Origin of the sequence: Kribbella sp. NBC_00662 (assembly GCF_041430295.1) — a bacterium.
In the GTDB taxonomy this organism is placed as follows: Bacteria; Actinomycetota; Actinomycetes; order Propionibacteriales; family Kribbellaceae; genus Kribbella.
This window is the reverse complement of the sequence record NZ_CP109029.1, coordinates 5,739,468-5,752,509: the sequence shown is the minus strand read 5'-3', so window position 1 is coordinate 5,752,509 and position 13,042 is coordinate 5,739,468. Positions and strand designations below refer to the sequence as shown.

Genomic DNA, 13,042 nt, shown 5'->3' with positions numbered 1-13,042 from the left:
GTGAAGAGTGATCAGTTGCCCATGCCGATGCCGCCGTCGACCGGGATCACCGCGCCGGTGATGTAGCCGGCCTCCTCGGAGGCGAGCCAGCGGACCGCGTTCGCGATCTCCTCGGTCAGCCCGAACCGGCCGAGCGGGATCTGGCTGAGGTACTGCTTCTGGGTCTCCTCCGGCAGGACCGCGGTCATGTCGGTCTCGACGAAGCCCGGGGCGACGACGTTCGCGGTGATGCCGCGGCTGCCGAGCTCGCGGGCGATCGACCGGGCCATCCCGATCAGGCCGGACTTGCTGGCCGCGTAGTTCACCTGGCCCGGGGAGCCGAGCAGGCCGACCACCGAGGAGATGAAGACGATCCGGCCCTTGCGCAGCCGCAGCATGCCCTTCGCGGCCCGGCGCGCGACCCGGAAGGAACCGGTCAGGTTGGTCTCGATCACCGAGTCCCAGTCGTCGTCCGACATCCGCAGCAGCAGCGTGTCGCGGGTGATGCCGGCGTTCGCCACCAGCACCTCGACCGGACCCTGCTGCTCCGCGATCGTGTCGAAGGCGGCGTCGACCTGCTCCTGGTCGGTGATGTCGCACTTCACACCGAGGAAGCCCTCCGGCGGCGGGCTGGTGTTGTACGTGACCGCGACCTGGTCGCCGGCCTCCTTGAACGCGGCGGCGATCGCCAGCCCGATCCCCCGGCTACCGCCGGTCACCAACACAGACCTACCCACAAGCCCTCCTCACCCGTCAGCACACAAAGTCAGCGGCACGAACGCTACAACGCCGCGGCCCGTCCCCGCTCGACCGGGGACGGGCCGCGGGAGATCAGGAGTCTTCGAGCCGGAAGCCGACCTTCATACCGACCTGGTAGTGGTCGATCTGGTTGTCGACGACGTGACCGCGGATCTCGGTCACCTCGAACCAGTCGAGGTGACGCAGGGTCTCGCCGGCCCGGGCGATGCCGTTGGTGATGGCCTGGTTGATGCCCTCCTTGGAGGTGCCAACGATCTCCGTGACGCGGTAGGTGCGATCGGTCATGCGACATTCCTCTCCATCCCTGGCTGCGCGCGGGGCGACGGCGCGGCGTACCGTTGTTCTTGCTGAGGAGGATAGATGTCGCGACACCGCGAGCGGACCGGCGAAACCGTCATTTCGGTGACGAGTGCACAGCCGGGACGCTCCGAGGATCTGGACAGCCGGATCGTGCGCTACGCCTGGATGATGTCGATCCGGATCGTCTGCTTCGTGCTGGCGGTCCTGACCCCGTCGCCGTGGCGCTGGCTGTTCGTCGTCGGAGCGATCGCGCTGCCGTACTTCGCGGTGGTGCTGGCGAACGCCCATCAGTCCGCGACCACGCCCGCCGCGGACCCCTACATCGCACCGTCGAGGCTCGCGATCGGGGAGCGTCCGACGGTCGTCGTACCGCAGGACGAGGACCCGCTCCAGGACCCGGTTCAGGGCCCTCGTCACGACCCCCGGACCGACACCGAAAAGTGATCTTGGCCGGGACTGGAAAACTTGCAGTGATCCGTGTCAGAATCTCCCGCGTGCTCTGAAGTTCATGAGTGAAATTCAGGGACTTGATGCGGCGTCGGACGGCTCCCCCCGTGGCTGTCCGACGTCGCTTCATTTTGCCCACGCTATTGATTATTGAGTCATCAGGGAATGCAGAGGGAATGGCGCCAGCGCATGAGTGAAGAAGCCGCACCGGCGGTCTGCTCCGCCCGGGGATGCGGCAAGCCTGCGACCTGGGCGCTGCAGTGGAACAACCCGAAGATCCACACGCCCGACCGGCGCAAGACCTGGCTCGCCTGTGACGAACACAAGGAGAGCTTGTCCGACTTCCTGGCCCGGCGGTCATTCCTGCGCGAGGTCGAGCCATTCTCCGGGTGAATGCCGGCTAGCGAAAAAACACATTTCCGGATTGGGCCGGTATGACCGTCATCCGCCGATCGCGGACATCGGCCGGGACGGTTGCAGGAAGCTCGGGTCGTTGATGCCGTGGCCGGGCAGTTTGTTCAGCATCGCGCGCCGCCAGCGGTCGGCCAGTTCGGTATCGTCCGCGCCGTTGCGCAACGCCGTCCGGAGGTCGGACTCGGTGCGGGCGAAAAGGCAGTCGCGGACCTGACCGTCGGCGGTCAGCCGGACCCGGTCGCAGTCCCCGCAGAACGGCCGGGTGACCGAGGCGATGATGCCGACGGTCTGCGGCCCGCCCTCGACCAGGAACGACTCCGCCGGGGCACTCCCCCGCTTCGACGTGTCGTCGGGCGTCAGCGCGAACCGGCTCGAAAGTCTTTCGAGAATCTCGTCGGCGGTGATCATCGTCGTGCGGTCCCAGCCGTGCTGCGCGTCGAGCGGCATCTGCTCGATGAACCGCAGTTCGTAACCGCGCTCGAGACAGAACTCCAGCAGTTCCGGCGCTTCGGTGTCGTTCACGCCGCGCATGAGGACCGCGTTCACCTTCACCGGCGTGAGACCGGCCGCCTGGGCCGCCTCGAGACCGGCGATGACGTCGCCGGCCCGGTCCCGGCGGGTGAGCTGCTTGAAGGTGTCCGGGCGGACCGTGTCGAGACTCACATTCACCCGATCCAGACCGGCGTCCTTCAACGCCTGCGCCTGCCGGGCCAGGCCGATCCCGTTGGTGGTCAGCGACACCTCGGGGCGGGGCGCGAGTTGCGTCGTACGGGCAACGATGCCGACCAGGCCGCGGCGGAGCAGCGGTTCGCCGCCGGTGAAGCGGATCTCGTTGACCCCGAGGTGCGTCACGGCGACCGAAACCAGCCGGACGACCTCGTCGTCGGTGAGCAACTCGGGCTTGGCGAGCCAGTCCAGGCCCTCTTCCGGCATGCAGTACGTGCAGCGCAGGTTGCACCGGTCCGTGAGCGAGACCCGCAGGTCCGTGGCGACCCGGCCGAACCGGTCCGCCAGGCCCGCCTGAGTGGCCTCCTGGATCGCTGTCATCACACCAGCCTACGTGCCGCGCGTCAGCGATTTCAGGGCATGGCTTAAGTTCGAGACGTGGGTCGCTTGATGAACGTCCGCTGGGTCATCGCCGCACTGGGTGTGCTCGCGCTCGCCTTCGTGTGCGTGCAGCTGGGTCGTTGGCAGTTCCATCGCCTCGACGAACGCAAGGCACGGAATGAGGTGACCCGGACGAATCTGGCGGCGGCTCCCGCGCCGATAGACCAGATCCTCGGTCCGCCGGGCGTCGTCGGCGACCAGCACGCGTGGCGCACGGCGGTGGTCACCGGACGGTACGACGCGTCGAAGCAGATCGTGCTCAAGTACCGCAACATCGACGACCGGCCGGGGTTCGAGATCGTCACGCCCCTGGTCCTGGCCGACGGGAAGGCGGTCCTGATCGACCGCGGCTTCCTGCCCCGGCAGAGCTCCGAGCTGATGCCGCTGAAGATTCCGGCCGTGCCGACAGGTGAGGTGACGGTCACCGGGCGCCTGCAGCGCAGCGAACGCGGCGGCCACACCACCGGCGGCGTCCCGGACGGCGGTACCGCGCGGCTGATCAACGGACCGGACTTCGCGAAGGTTCTCGGCCTGAACCTCTACGACGGCTACATGATGGTGACCAAGCAGGAGCCGGCCAACGATCCGGCCTTCCTCGGGTTCCCGGGCCCGGAGATCGACGACGGGCCACATTTCTTCTACGGCCTGCAATGGTGGTTCTTCGCCCTGCTGGCGGTCGGCGGGCTCGTCTACTTCTCCCGACAGGAGGTCCGCGGTGCCAAGAAGCCCGCAGACAAGCAGCCCGAAGTCGCCGAACGGCCCGAGGCCCGGGCCGGCGCGAAGGATTGAGGACTACGCGCTGATCGGTGACCTGCAGACCGCCGCGTTGGTGTCGAAACAGGGATCGATCGACTGGCTGTGCTTCCCGCGCTTCGACTCGCCGGCCTGCTTCGCCGCGCTGCTCGGCACCGACGACAACGGCCACTGGCGGATGGCGCCGCGCGACGCGGAGGCGGTCAGCAGCCGGCACTACCGCGGTGACACGCTCGTGCTGGAGACCGAGTGGTCGACCTCGAGCGGCACTGTGCGCGTGATCGACTTCATGCCGCCACGCGATGCCGCGCCGGACGTCGTCCGCATCGTCGAGGGTGTCAGCGGGTCCGTGGAGATGCGGTCGGAGCTGAAGCTGCGGTTCGACTACGGTCACGTCGTCCCGTGGGTACGGCGGTCCGACGGGCAGATCGACGCGATCGCCGGACCGGATGCGGTCTCGCTGCGGTCGGACGTCCATCAGTACGGGCGCGACCTCGCGACGTACGCCGATTTCCGGGTATCGGAGAACGACCGCGCCTGGTTCGTGCTGACCTGGCACCCGTCGCACCATCCGGTGCCGGAGCCGACGGACGCACTGCGGTCGTTGGAGCCGACCGAGACCTTCTGGCGGGAGTGGATCAGCCGGAGCCAGAGCTCGACCGACTTCGGCGAGGAGGTCACGCGGTCGGTGCTGACGCTGAAGGCGCTCACCTACGCGCCGTCGGGCGGCATCGTCGCGGCGCCGACCACGTCGCTGCCCGAGACCTTCGGCGGCCAACGGAACTGGGACTACCGGTACTGCTGGTTGCGCGACGCAACGATGACGCTGTCCGCGATGCTGCGGGCCGGCTACACCGACGAGGCCGAGGCCTGGCGGAACTGGCTGCTCCGCGCGATCGCAGGATCGCCCGCGGACCTGCAGATCATGTACGGCGTGACCGGTGAACGGCGGCTGACCGAGTTCGAGGCCGGTTGGCTACCGGGGTTCGCCGGGTCTGCGCCGGTGCGGATCGGGAACGCGGCCGCAGAGCAGCTGCAGATCGACGTGTACGGCGAGGTGATGGACGTTCTCGCGCTTGCCCGGGAGCACCAGATCGGCGCGACCGACGAGGCGTGGCAGGTGCAGCGCGGTCTGATGGCACATCTCGACGACGTGTGGGACCAGCCGGACGAGGGCATCTGGGAGGTCCGCGGCGGACGGCAGCACTTCACGTACTCGAAGGTGATGGCGTGGGTCGCGTTCGACCGGGCCGCGCGGGCGGTGCAGCGGTTCGGGCTGAACGGGCCGGCGAAGGAGTGGCGGGCGCGGGCGGACGAGATCCACAAGGCCGTCTGCGAGCAGGCGTACGACGCGGACCGGAACACGTTCACCCAGGCATACGGGAGCAAGGCGCTGGATGCCGCCGTACTGCTGATCCCGCAGGTCGGGTTCCTCCCGGCCGACGATCCGCGGGTGGTCGGGACCGTGGAGGCGGTGCAGCGGGAGCTGGCCGCGGACGGGTTCGTCCGGCGCTACCTGACCGAGCACACCGACGACGGGATCAACGACAGCGAGGGCACGTTCCTGATCTGCTCGTTCTGGCTCGCGGACGCGCTGGCGATGATCGGCCGGGTCGGCGAGGCCCGCGACCTGTACGAACGACTCGTTGCCCTGCGCAACGACGTGGGTCTGCTGGCGGAGGAGTACGACGTGACGTCCGGCCGGATGCTCGGCAACTTTCCGCAGGCGTTCTCCCATCTCGGCCTGGTCAACACCGCCTGGCACCTGACCACCGCCGAGTCGCCGCTGCGCAAGTCGGCGTACTAGGGAGTGCGAGGCACGCCCCAGGTTCTTGCCCCTGGCTACGAACTGTCGAGGTGCGTAGCCGGGTGTGGTGCGGCAGGATGGTGACGTGGACCTCGGACTGCGCGATCGCACCTACATCGTCACCGGCGCCAGCGCCGGACTCGGCTTCGCCACGGCGAAGGCCCTTGCCGCCGAAGGCGCACGGCTGGTGATCTCCAGCCGCAACGAGGAGTCGATCTCGCGCGCCGCGGCCGAACTCGGCGAGAACGTCGTCGGCATCCCGGTCGACAACGCCGATCCGGAGAGCGCGGAGCGGCTGGCAGCGACCGCCGTCGCCAAGTGGGGTGCGTTGCACGGCGCGCTGATCAGCGTCGGCGGACCGCGACCCGGGAGTGCGCTCGACAGCGAGGAAGACGACTGGCGGGCGGCGTTCGACAGCGTCTTCCTCGGCGCGCTGCGGATCGCTCGCGCGGTCGCCCGGGCCGGGTCGGAGGATACGTCGATCGCCTTCGTGCTGTCGTCGTCGGTGAAGTCCCCGATCAACGGACTCGCGATCTCGAACGGTCTCCGCCCCGGCCTGGCGATGGTCGCCAAGACGCTGGCCGACGAGCTCGGCCCGAACGGCACCCGGGTCAACGGCCTGATGCCCGGCCGCATCTCCACCGACCGCCTGAAGGAACTCGACGCCAAGGGCGGCGACCCCGAGGCGGCCCGCCGCGCCGCGGAGAAGACGATCCCGCTGCGCCGCTACGGCACGCCCGAGGAGTTCGGCCGGGTCGCCGCCTTCGTCCTCTCCCCCGCCGCGTCGTACCTGACCGGCACGATCATCCCCATCGACGGCGGAGCACTCCGCACTATCTGATCAGCCCCACTGGCCGGGGACGTAGTCGCCGGCCGGCTGGGCCGTCATGACGTTCAGGCGGTTCCAGGTGTTGATGCCGGCGATGGCGCCGACGAGCGCGGCCAGCTGGTCCTCGTCGTAGTGCTTGGCCGCGTTCAGCCACACGTCGTCGGGGACTCCGCCGGCGGCATCGGCGATCCGGGTGCCGGCCTCGGTGAGCGCCAGCGCGGCGCGCTCCGCCTCGGTGTAGACGGTGGCCTCGCGCCACGTCGCCACCAGGTTGATCCGGACCGCGGTCTCGCCGTGATGGGCAGCGTCCTTCGAGTGCATATCGACGCACACCGCGCAGCCGTTGATCTGGCTGGCCCGCAACTCGACCAGCTCGAGAGTCGTGAGCGGCACACCGGCGTCCAGCGCGACCCGGGCGGCCGCGTTGAGGTGCTTGATGAACTTGCCCAGCACCGGGTTGGTGAACAGATTCAGACGAGCATCCATAACAGCTATCTCCTAGCGAATGAGCGTGTTGACACCCATCCGACGAGACAGCCCGCGGAAGTGTCAGTCCGGCGCTATCCGGTTGCCCTGCTCGTCCCAGTGCTCGGCGACCTTCTTGCTCGGCTGGACGCGGGGCGGCTCCCCCGGCATCTTCGGGTAGTCTGGCGGGAAGTTCAGCTCTCCACCCGGCAGCTCCTCCCACAGCCGCAGCAGTGCGTCGAGCGAGTACGCCGTGTCGTCCATGTCCGCCCACGGGTCACCGTCGGCGAGGTACTCCGGGACCGTGTGCAGGTTGAACGCCCGCGGATCATCCACCTCGGCGAGCCGGTCCCACGTCATCGGCGTACTCACCGGTGCACCCGGTCGGGGCCGCAGCGACCAGGCGCCCGCGACCGTGCGGTCGCGGAGGTTCTGGTTGAAGTCGAGGAAGATCGACGCCTCGCCTCGTTGCTCCTTCCACCAGGCAGTGGTCACACCGTCGTCGCGGCGCTCGAGCTCGCGGCCGAGGCCGATCGCGGCGTGGCGGACCTCGTCGAACGACCACTCCGGCCGGATCCGCACGTAGATGTGGATGCCCCGGTTGCCGCTGGTCTTCGGGTAGCCCCGCAGGCCGAGCTCCTCGAGGAGTTCGCGGGCGACGCCGGCCACCCGCCGCGCGTCGGCGAAGGTCGCGCCGGGCTGGGGATCGAGGTCGATGCGCAACTCGTCGGGCCGGTCGAGATCGGTCTTGCGGACTGCCCACGGGTGGAACGTCAGCGTGCCCATCTGGGCCGCCCACACCGCGGCGGCCGGCTCGGTCAGGCACAGCTCGTCGATCGGGCGATCGTTCGGCGTGAGCACGCGGCACGTCTCGAGCCAATCGGGGGCGCCCTTCGGCAGGCGCTTCGAGTAGAAGCCGTCACCGGTCTGCCGACCGACCGCGTCCACCGACAGCGTCATGCCCTCGCGCCACCCACCTGGCCAGCGCTCGAGGGCGACCGGACGGTCGCCGGAGGCCTGCATGAACGCCGGCGCCACACCGATGAAGTACTCGCAGACCTGCAGCTTGGTGACCTCCGGGGCCCAGTCCGTCGCCTCGTAGACAACGCGCTCGGGGCTCGAGACCCGGACCTCGCGGTCTCCCACAGTGAGCATCACCGCTGTGCTCTTCGCCATGCGGTGACGCTATCGCCCTGCACCGACCAAAGGCCGACCAAAACCTGGAATTCCCCACCAACCTGCGGGAAAGGCAACTTTTCCCGACCTCTGGCCACGGTAGGTGACCGAGCGGTAACGTTCCTGCACCTCGTTCCTGGGGCGTGAGGCCCCCGGGACACCTGACAAGGAGCGCGAGGATGAACAGATCCGCCCTGTTCGCCGCTGCCACCGCAGTGGTGACCACTACCGCCCTCGGACTGACCAGCGCCACCACAGCAACCGGCGCGCCGACGGCGGCACCTGTCCCCACCCCCGCCGCGGCCATCGCCAAGGCCGAGCAAGCAATCACCAGCAACCTGACCGCGCTGCGGGCCACCACGGCCGACGCGTTCGTGGTCAAGGACGTCATCGTCGACGCCGACGGCTCCAGCCACGTGCGGATGGACCGCACGATCGGCGGCCTCCCGGTGCTCGGCGGCGACGTCGTCGTACATCAGGCCAAGGACGGCGCCTTCAAGGGCGCCAGCCTGACGCTGAGCCGGTCCGCGAACGTCGCCCGGACGCCGAAGGTCAGTGTCGCGACCGCGACGGCGAAGGCACTCACCAGGGGTCTCACGGCCGAGGGCAAGCCCAGCCTGGTGATCGAGGCCCGCAAGGGCGCGCCGCGGCTGGCCTACCTCGTCACCACCGGCGGCACCCAGGCCGACGGTACGCCGAGCCGGATTACCACGACGATCGATGCCCTGACCGGCGCGAAGCTGGTCAGCGAGCAGCACATCGAGACCGCGACCGGTGACGGCAAGAGCCTGTACTCCGGGACCGTGCCGCTCCAGACGTCGACCGTCACCGGCGGCTTCACGCTGACCGACGCGACCCGCGGCAACGGCTTCACCGCGGACGCGAACAACAAGACCGACTCGATCCTCTGCCAGCTCTTTCAGATCGGTTGCCCGACGCCGACCAAGTTCGTCGACGCCGACAACCACTGGGGCACCGGCACCACCGCCGACCGCGCCTCCGCCGCCGTCGACGCGCACTACGGCGCCGCGACCACGTTCGACTACTACAAGAACGTGCACGGCCGGAACGGGATCTTCGGCGACGGCAAGGGTGTCCCGAGCCGCGTGCACTACGGCACGAACTACGTGAACGCGTTCTGGGACGGCAAGCAGATGACGTACGGCGACGGCGACAACGTCGCGGCGGGTCCGCTGGTCTCGATCGATGTGGCCGGCCACGAGATGTCCCACGGCGTCACCGAGCACACCGCCAACCTCACGTACTCCGGTGAGTCCGGCGGTCTGAACGAGGCGACCAGCGACATCTTCGGCACCCTGGTCGAGTTCTACTCGAACAACACCTCCGACCCGGGTGACTACTACATCGGCGAGAAGATCATGAAGGACCGCCCGGCGCTGCGGTACATGGACAAGCCGAGCAAGGACGGCCAGTCCCCCGACTGCTACAGCTCCGGCGTCGGCAACCTCGACGTGCACTACTCGTCGGCGATCGCGAACCACTTCGCGTACCTGCTCGCCGAGGGCACCGGTGCGAAGACGATCGGCGGCCTGCCGCACAACTCGCCGACCTGCAACGGTTCGTCGATCACCGGCATCGGCCACGACAAGCTCGGCAAGATCTGGTACCGGGCATTGACGACGTACATGACCAGCGGTACGACGTACGCGCAGGCCCGGACCGCGACACTGAACGCGGCCACCGACCTGTACGGCGCGAGCAGTATCGAGCGCGCGACCGTCGCGGCCGCCTGGTCCGCGGTTGCCGTGAATTGAACTGAACTGAACACCTGAAGCTCGTCGGTCCTGTCCCACTGGGGCGGACAGGACCGACGAACAAACGCTTTACGCATTGCCACGCGGTTTGTGCGGACCTACCGTCACACCATGGGTGGGGAGCCCCGGGGGCATCGTGAACCGAAACGGCCGCGCTTGAAGGCGGCCAGACCGCTACTGCTCGTCGTCGACGCTGACCCGGAGCGTCTGGAGCGTTGCGAAACGGAATTGGACCGCGGCTTCGGCGCCGACTTCCGCGTGCGGGGCGAGGCGACGACCGCGGCTGCGTTGGACGTTCTACGCCGAGCACACGAGTCGGAACAGCGGGTCGCCGTCGTCATGGTCGACAACGCACTGCCCGACAACGAACGCGCCGATCTCTTCGCGGCCGCACGAACCCTGCATCCGGACGCGCGCCGTGCGCTGCTGATCGAGTGGGGCGCGTGGGCCGACCGTACAACGGCATCCGCGATCCTGACCGCGATGTCGGTCGGCGATATCAACTACTACGTACTCAAACCCTGGATCGGGCACGACGAGCTGTTCCACCGGACCGTGGCCGAGTTCGTCCAGGAGTGGTCGCGCTTCGAGGTCGCGAACCTGCGCGAGGTCGTGGTGATCGCGGCCGAACTCTCGGTCCGCGGTCAGGAGATCCGCAGCCTGCTGGCCCGCAACGGGATCCCGAGCGCGTTCCGGGCCAGCGGTACGCCGCTCGCGAACGACGCACTGGAATACATCGGCGAGCCGGATCCCGGCGACCGTGTGCTGGTCTGGATGCCGGCGGTCGGCGGCACGCTACTGCGTGATCCGACCGATGTGGAGATCGCCGAGGCCTGGGGTGTGCCGACGACGTTGGCGTCGGACGACACGTCGTTCGACGTACTGGTGATCGGTGCCGGTCCGGGTGGATTGGCCGCCGCGGTGTATGCATCGTCCGAGGGTTTGCGGACTCTCGTCGTGGAGCGGGAGTCGATCGGCGGGCAGGCAGGGACGAGCTCGCTGATCCGGAACTATCTCGGGTTCTCGCGCGGTATTCGCGGGTCGGATCTCGCGCAGCGCGGGTATCAGCAGGCGTGGGTGTTCGGGGCGCACTTCGTGCTGATGCGGACGGTCGAGCACCTCGAGAAAAGCGATGGCGAGTTCCGCGCGGTGATCGGTGATGTGGGCGAGGTGACGGCGAGAGCGGTCGTCCTCGCGACGGGCGTCACGTACCGGCGGCTCAACGTCCCCTCGCTGGAGAAGCTGATGGGGAACGGCGTCTACTACGGCGCGAGCGTGTCCGAGGCGCACGGGCTGATGAACCGGGACGCCTGCGTGGTCGGCGGCGGGAACTCGGCCGGTCAAGCGGTTCTGCACCTGGCCCGCTACTGCCGGCAGGTGCTGCTGGTGATCCGCGGCGACGACCTGACGGCGAGTATGTCGAAGTACCTGATCGACGCGATCGATGCCGCTGACAACGTCACGGTGCGGTCGTCGAGCGAGGTCGTCGACGGTGGCGGTGACGGGCGACTGCAGCGGATGACGTTGCGGGACCGCAAGACCGGCGCCGAGGAGACGATCCCGATCGACGGCTTGTTCGTGATGATCGGCGCGGTGCCGGGGACCGACTGGTTACCGGAGGGTGTGGCACGGGATCCGCGTGGGTTCGTGCTGACCGGGTCGGACGCGGCCGCGGATCCCAAGTGGCAGCAGGACCGGCCGCCGCAGCCCTATGAGACGACGGTTCCCGGACTGTTCGCGGTCGGCGACGTGCGGTCGGAATCGGTGAAACGGGTGGCCTCGGCGGTGGGCGAAGGATCCGTGGTGGTATCGCAGATCCACACCCATCTCAGGGTCGCCTCAGATGCCTGAACGGCGGTTCGTCTACACGCCGGCGATGGTGGCGCTCACCGCCCTGGTGCTGCTCGTACCGCTTGCCGGGCTGGTGTTGCTACTGCGGAGGCCGCAGCTGGATCTGCACTGGGAGCATCATCCGACGCATTTCTGGCTGGTGCTGCTGACGGCCGGGCTGAGCGCCGTACTGGCGTATCTGACCGGTGCCGCGGCGCTGCGGCGAGGCGACGCGCGGGTGCTGTTCGTATCGCTGGCGTTCCTGTCGGCGGCCGGGTTTCTCGGACTGCACGCGCTCGCGACGCCGAAGGTCCTGCTGGACACACAGAACGCCGGCTTCACGCTCGCGACGCCAGTGGGCGTCGCGCTCGGGTCTGTGTTTGCTTTCCTGTCGAGTCTGACCATCTCGGGCGTCACGTGGGGTCGTCGTCTCCGCGTCGCCCTCCTGCTCCTGATGGCGTTGTGGGCGGTGGCATCGGTACTGCGGTTGCCGCCTCTGCACCAGACGTCGGTGCCGGAAGTTGCCGACGGCATCCTGACCGCCCTCGCCATCCCCGCGATCATCCTCTACGCCATTGCGGCGGGGCGGTATCTGCAGACGTGGTGGGCACGGCCGTCCTTGATGCTGTTGTCGATGGTCTCGGCGTTCGTGTTGCTGGCCGAGGCGATGGTCGCGCTGGTGTTCGCGCGGAACTGGCACTTGTCCTGGTGGGAGTGGCACGTGCTGATGCTCGCCGCGTTCGTGCTGGTCGTGGCCGGAGTACGGATCCAGTGGTACGAGGAGCGGTTCGCTGACCTGTACCAGGCCGACACCGTGTCCGGGGAGCGTGAGCTGAGCGTGCTGTTCGCGGATCTGCAGGGATTCACGACGTTCTCCGAGAAGCACGGGCCGGCCGAGGTCACGGCGATGCTCAACACGTACTTCGAGGTCGTCGTACCTCCCGTCGTCCGGCGGCACGGCGGGGATGTGGACCGGATCATCGGGGACGCGCTGATGGTGACGTTCAACAAGCGGGGTGACCAGCCGGACCACGCGTACCTGGCCGCCGCCGCGGGGCTCGCGCTGCAGGCCGCCGCGGCCGCGGTCCGGGCCTCGCACCCGAACTGGCCGGAGTTCCGGGTCGGGATCAACAGCGGGATCGCGTCGGTGAGCCTGCTGGGCACCGAGGGCGGGCGGACCCACACGGTGATCGGTGACACGGTGAATGTCGCGTCGCGGATCGAGGGCAAGGCTCCGGGCGGGGCGGTCGCGATCGGGCCGGCGACGAAGGCGCTCCTGCCGCGGGCGCGCACCGAGTCCCTCGGACTGCTGAGTCTGAAAGGCAAAGCGGAGCCGGTCGAGGTGTACCAGTTGCTCGCGCTGGGCGAATGATCACCCGTGCCTTTCGCGCGCACACCGTG

Annotated in this window: 13 protein-coding genes; 8 read left to right on the top strand and 5 right to left on the bottom strand. The window is 68.6% G+C overall.

What is annotated here, in order from left to right; all coding sequences use genetic code 11:
* Positions 1-11: 11 nt before the first annotated feature.
* Complete coding sequence (gene fabG / locus OHA10_RS28615) at positions 12-716, bottom strand: 3-oxoacyl-[acyl-carrier-protein] reductase (RefSeq protein WP_371401849.1); 705 nt, start codon at positions 714-716, stop codon at positions 12-14.
* A 94-nt stretch (positions 717-810) separates the two neighbouring features.
* Entirely contained in the window at positions 811-1,023 is a 213-nt protein-coding gene (locus OHA10_RS28610; RefSeq protein ID WP_130450393.1) for a dodecin, read from the bottom strand.
* 75 nt (positions 1,024-1,098) lie between these two features.
* Between OHA10_RS28610 and OHA10_RS28605 the strand changes: the two genes are divergently transcribed.
* On the top strand, positions 1,099-1,482 hold the full coding sequence (locus tag OHA10_RS28605) for a DUF3099 domain-containing protein (protein ID WP_371401848.1): 384 nt from the start codon (positions 1,099-1,101) through the stop codon (positions 1,480-1,482).
* A 192-nt stretch (positions 1,483-1,674) separates the two neighbouring features.
* Positions 1,675-1,878, top strand: a complete 204-nt coding sequence (locus OHA10_RS28600) for a hypothetical protein (RefSeq protein WP_371401847.1) — start codon at positions 1,675-1,677, stop codon at positions 1,876-1,878.
* 48 nt (positions 1,879-1,926) lie between these two features.
* Here the strand turns inward: OHA10_RS28600 and moaA are convergent, their stop codons facing one another.
* A complete protein-coding gene (gene moaA, locus OHA10_RS28595; RefSeq protein ID WP_371401846.1) occupies positions 1,927-2,946 on the bottom strand; it encodes a GTP 3',8-cyclase MoaA in 1,020 nt (339 codons plus the stop codon).
* Between the two features lie 57 nt (positions 2,947-3,003).
* On the opposite strand from moaA, the gene OHA10_RS28590 reads away from it, so the two are divergent.
* The 3 genes from OHA10_RS28590 to OHA10_RS28580 all read left to right on the top strand — a co-directional run bounded on the left by OHA10_RS28590 (position 3,004) and on the right by OHA10_RS28580 (position 6,407).
* Positions 3,004-3,795 (top strand): SURF1 family protein, encoded by a 792-nt coding sequence (locus tag OHA10_RS28590; protein WP_371401845.1) that lies wholly within the window; start codon positions 3,004-3,006, stop codon positions 3,793-3,795.
* A complete protein-coding gene (locus OHA10_RS28585; protein ID WP_371401844.1) occupies positions 3,722-5,566 on the top strand; it encodes a glycoside hydrolase family 15 protein in 1,845 nt (614 codons plus the stop codon). The genes OHA10_RS28590 and OHA10_RS28585 overlap by 74 nt, the downstream gene beginning before the upstream one ends.
* Before the next feature lie 85 nt (positions 5,567-5,651).
* Positions 5,652-6,407: an SDR family oxidoreductase gene (locus tag OHA10_RS28580; protein ID WP_371401843.1), complete on the top strand. Its 756-nt coding sequence runs from the start codon at positions 5,652-5,654 to the stop codon at positions 6,405-6,407.
* Here OHA10_RS28580 and OHA10_RS28575 read toward each other — a convergent pair whose 3' ends face one another.
* Together OHA10_RS28575 and OHA10_RS28570 are read right to left on the bottom strand one after the other, a co-directional pair.
* Positions 6,408-6,881 (bottom strand): carboxymuconolactone decarboxylase family protein, encoded by a 474-nt coding sequence (locus OHA10_RS28575; RefSeq protein WP_371401842.1) that lies wholly within the window; start codon positions 6,879-6,881, stop codon positions 6,408-6,410. It abuts the gene before it with no gap.
* 63 nt (positions 6,882-6,944) lie between these two features.
* Positions 6,945-8,036: a DNA polymerase domain-containing protein gene (locus OHA10_RS28570; protein WP_371401841.1), complete on the bottom strand. Its 1,092-nt coding sequence runs from the start codon at positions 8,034-8,036 to the stop codon at positions 6,945-6,947.
* Positions 8,037-8,215: 179 nt separating this feature from the next.
* Between OHA10_RS28570 and OHA10_RS28565 the strand changes: the two genes are divergently transcribed.
* The 3 genes from OHA10_RS28565 (at position 8,216) to OHA10_RS28555 (ending at position 13,013) form a co-directional block, all read left to right on the top strand.
* Entirely contained in the window at positions 8,216-9,811 is a 1,596-nt protein-coding gene (locus tag OHA10_RS28565) for a M4 family metallopeptidase (RefSeq protein ID WP_371401840.1), read from the top strand.
* Between the two features lie 111 nt (positions 9,812-9,922).
* Complete coding sequence (locus tag OHA10_RS28560; RefSeq protein WP_371401839.1) at positions 9,923-11,662, top strand: FAD-dependent oxidoreductase; 1,740 nt, start codon at positions 9,923-9,925, stop codon at positions 11,660-11,662.
* On the top strand, positions 11,655-13,013 hold the full coding sequence (locus OHA10_RS28555) for an adenylate/guanylate cyclase domain-containing protein (protein WP_371401838.1): 1,359 nt from the start codon (positions 11,655-11,657) through the stop codon (positions 13,011-13,013). The genes OHA10_RS28560 and OHA10_RS28555 overlap by 8 nt, the downstream gene beginning before the upstream one ends.
* The last annotated feature ends 29 nt before the right edge of the window (positions 13,014-13,042 follow it).

Bases quoted from the DNA above. Each gene is read 5' to 3' on its own strand.
- OHA10_RS28555 (WP_371401838.1), top strand. From the start codon at position 11,655: ATGCCTGAACGGCGGTTCGTCTACACGCCGGCGATGGTGGCGCTCACC.
- OHA10_RS28575 (WP_371401842.1), bottom strand. From the start codon at position 6,881: ATGGATGCTCGTCTGAATCTGTTCACCAACCCGGTGCTGGGCAAGTTC.
- OHA10_RS28610 (WP_130450393.1), bottom strand. From the start codon at position 1,023: ATGACCGATCGCACCTACCGCGTCACGGAGATCGTTGGCACCTCCAAG.
- OHA10_RS28560 (WP_371401839.1), top strand. From the start codon at position 9,923: ATGGGTGGGGAGCCCCGGGGGCATCGTGAACCGAAACGGCCGCGCTTG.
- OHA10_RS28570 (WP_371401841.1), bottom strand. From the start codon at position 8,036: ATGGCGAAGAGCACAGCGGTGATGCTCACTGTGGGAGACCGCGAGGTC.
- OHA10_RS28565 (WP_371401840.1), top strand. From the start codon at position 8,216: ATGAACAGATCCGCCCTGTTCGCCGCTGCCACCGCAGTGGTGACCACT.
- OHA10_RS28600 (WP_371401847.1), top strand. From the start codon at position 1,675: ATGAGTGAAGAAGCCGCACCGGCGGTCTGCTCCGCCCGGGGATGCGGC.
- moaA (WP_371401846.1), bottom strand. From the start codon at position 2,946: ATGACAGCGATCCAGGAGGCCACTCAGGCGGGCCTGGCGGACCGGTTC.
- OHA10_RS28605 (WP_371401848.1), top strand. From the start codon at position 1,099: ATGTCGCGACACCGCGAGCGGACCGGCGAAACCGTCATTTCGGTGACG.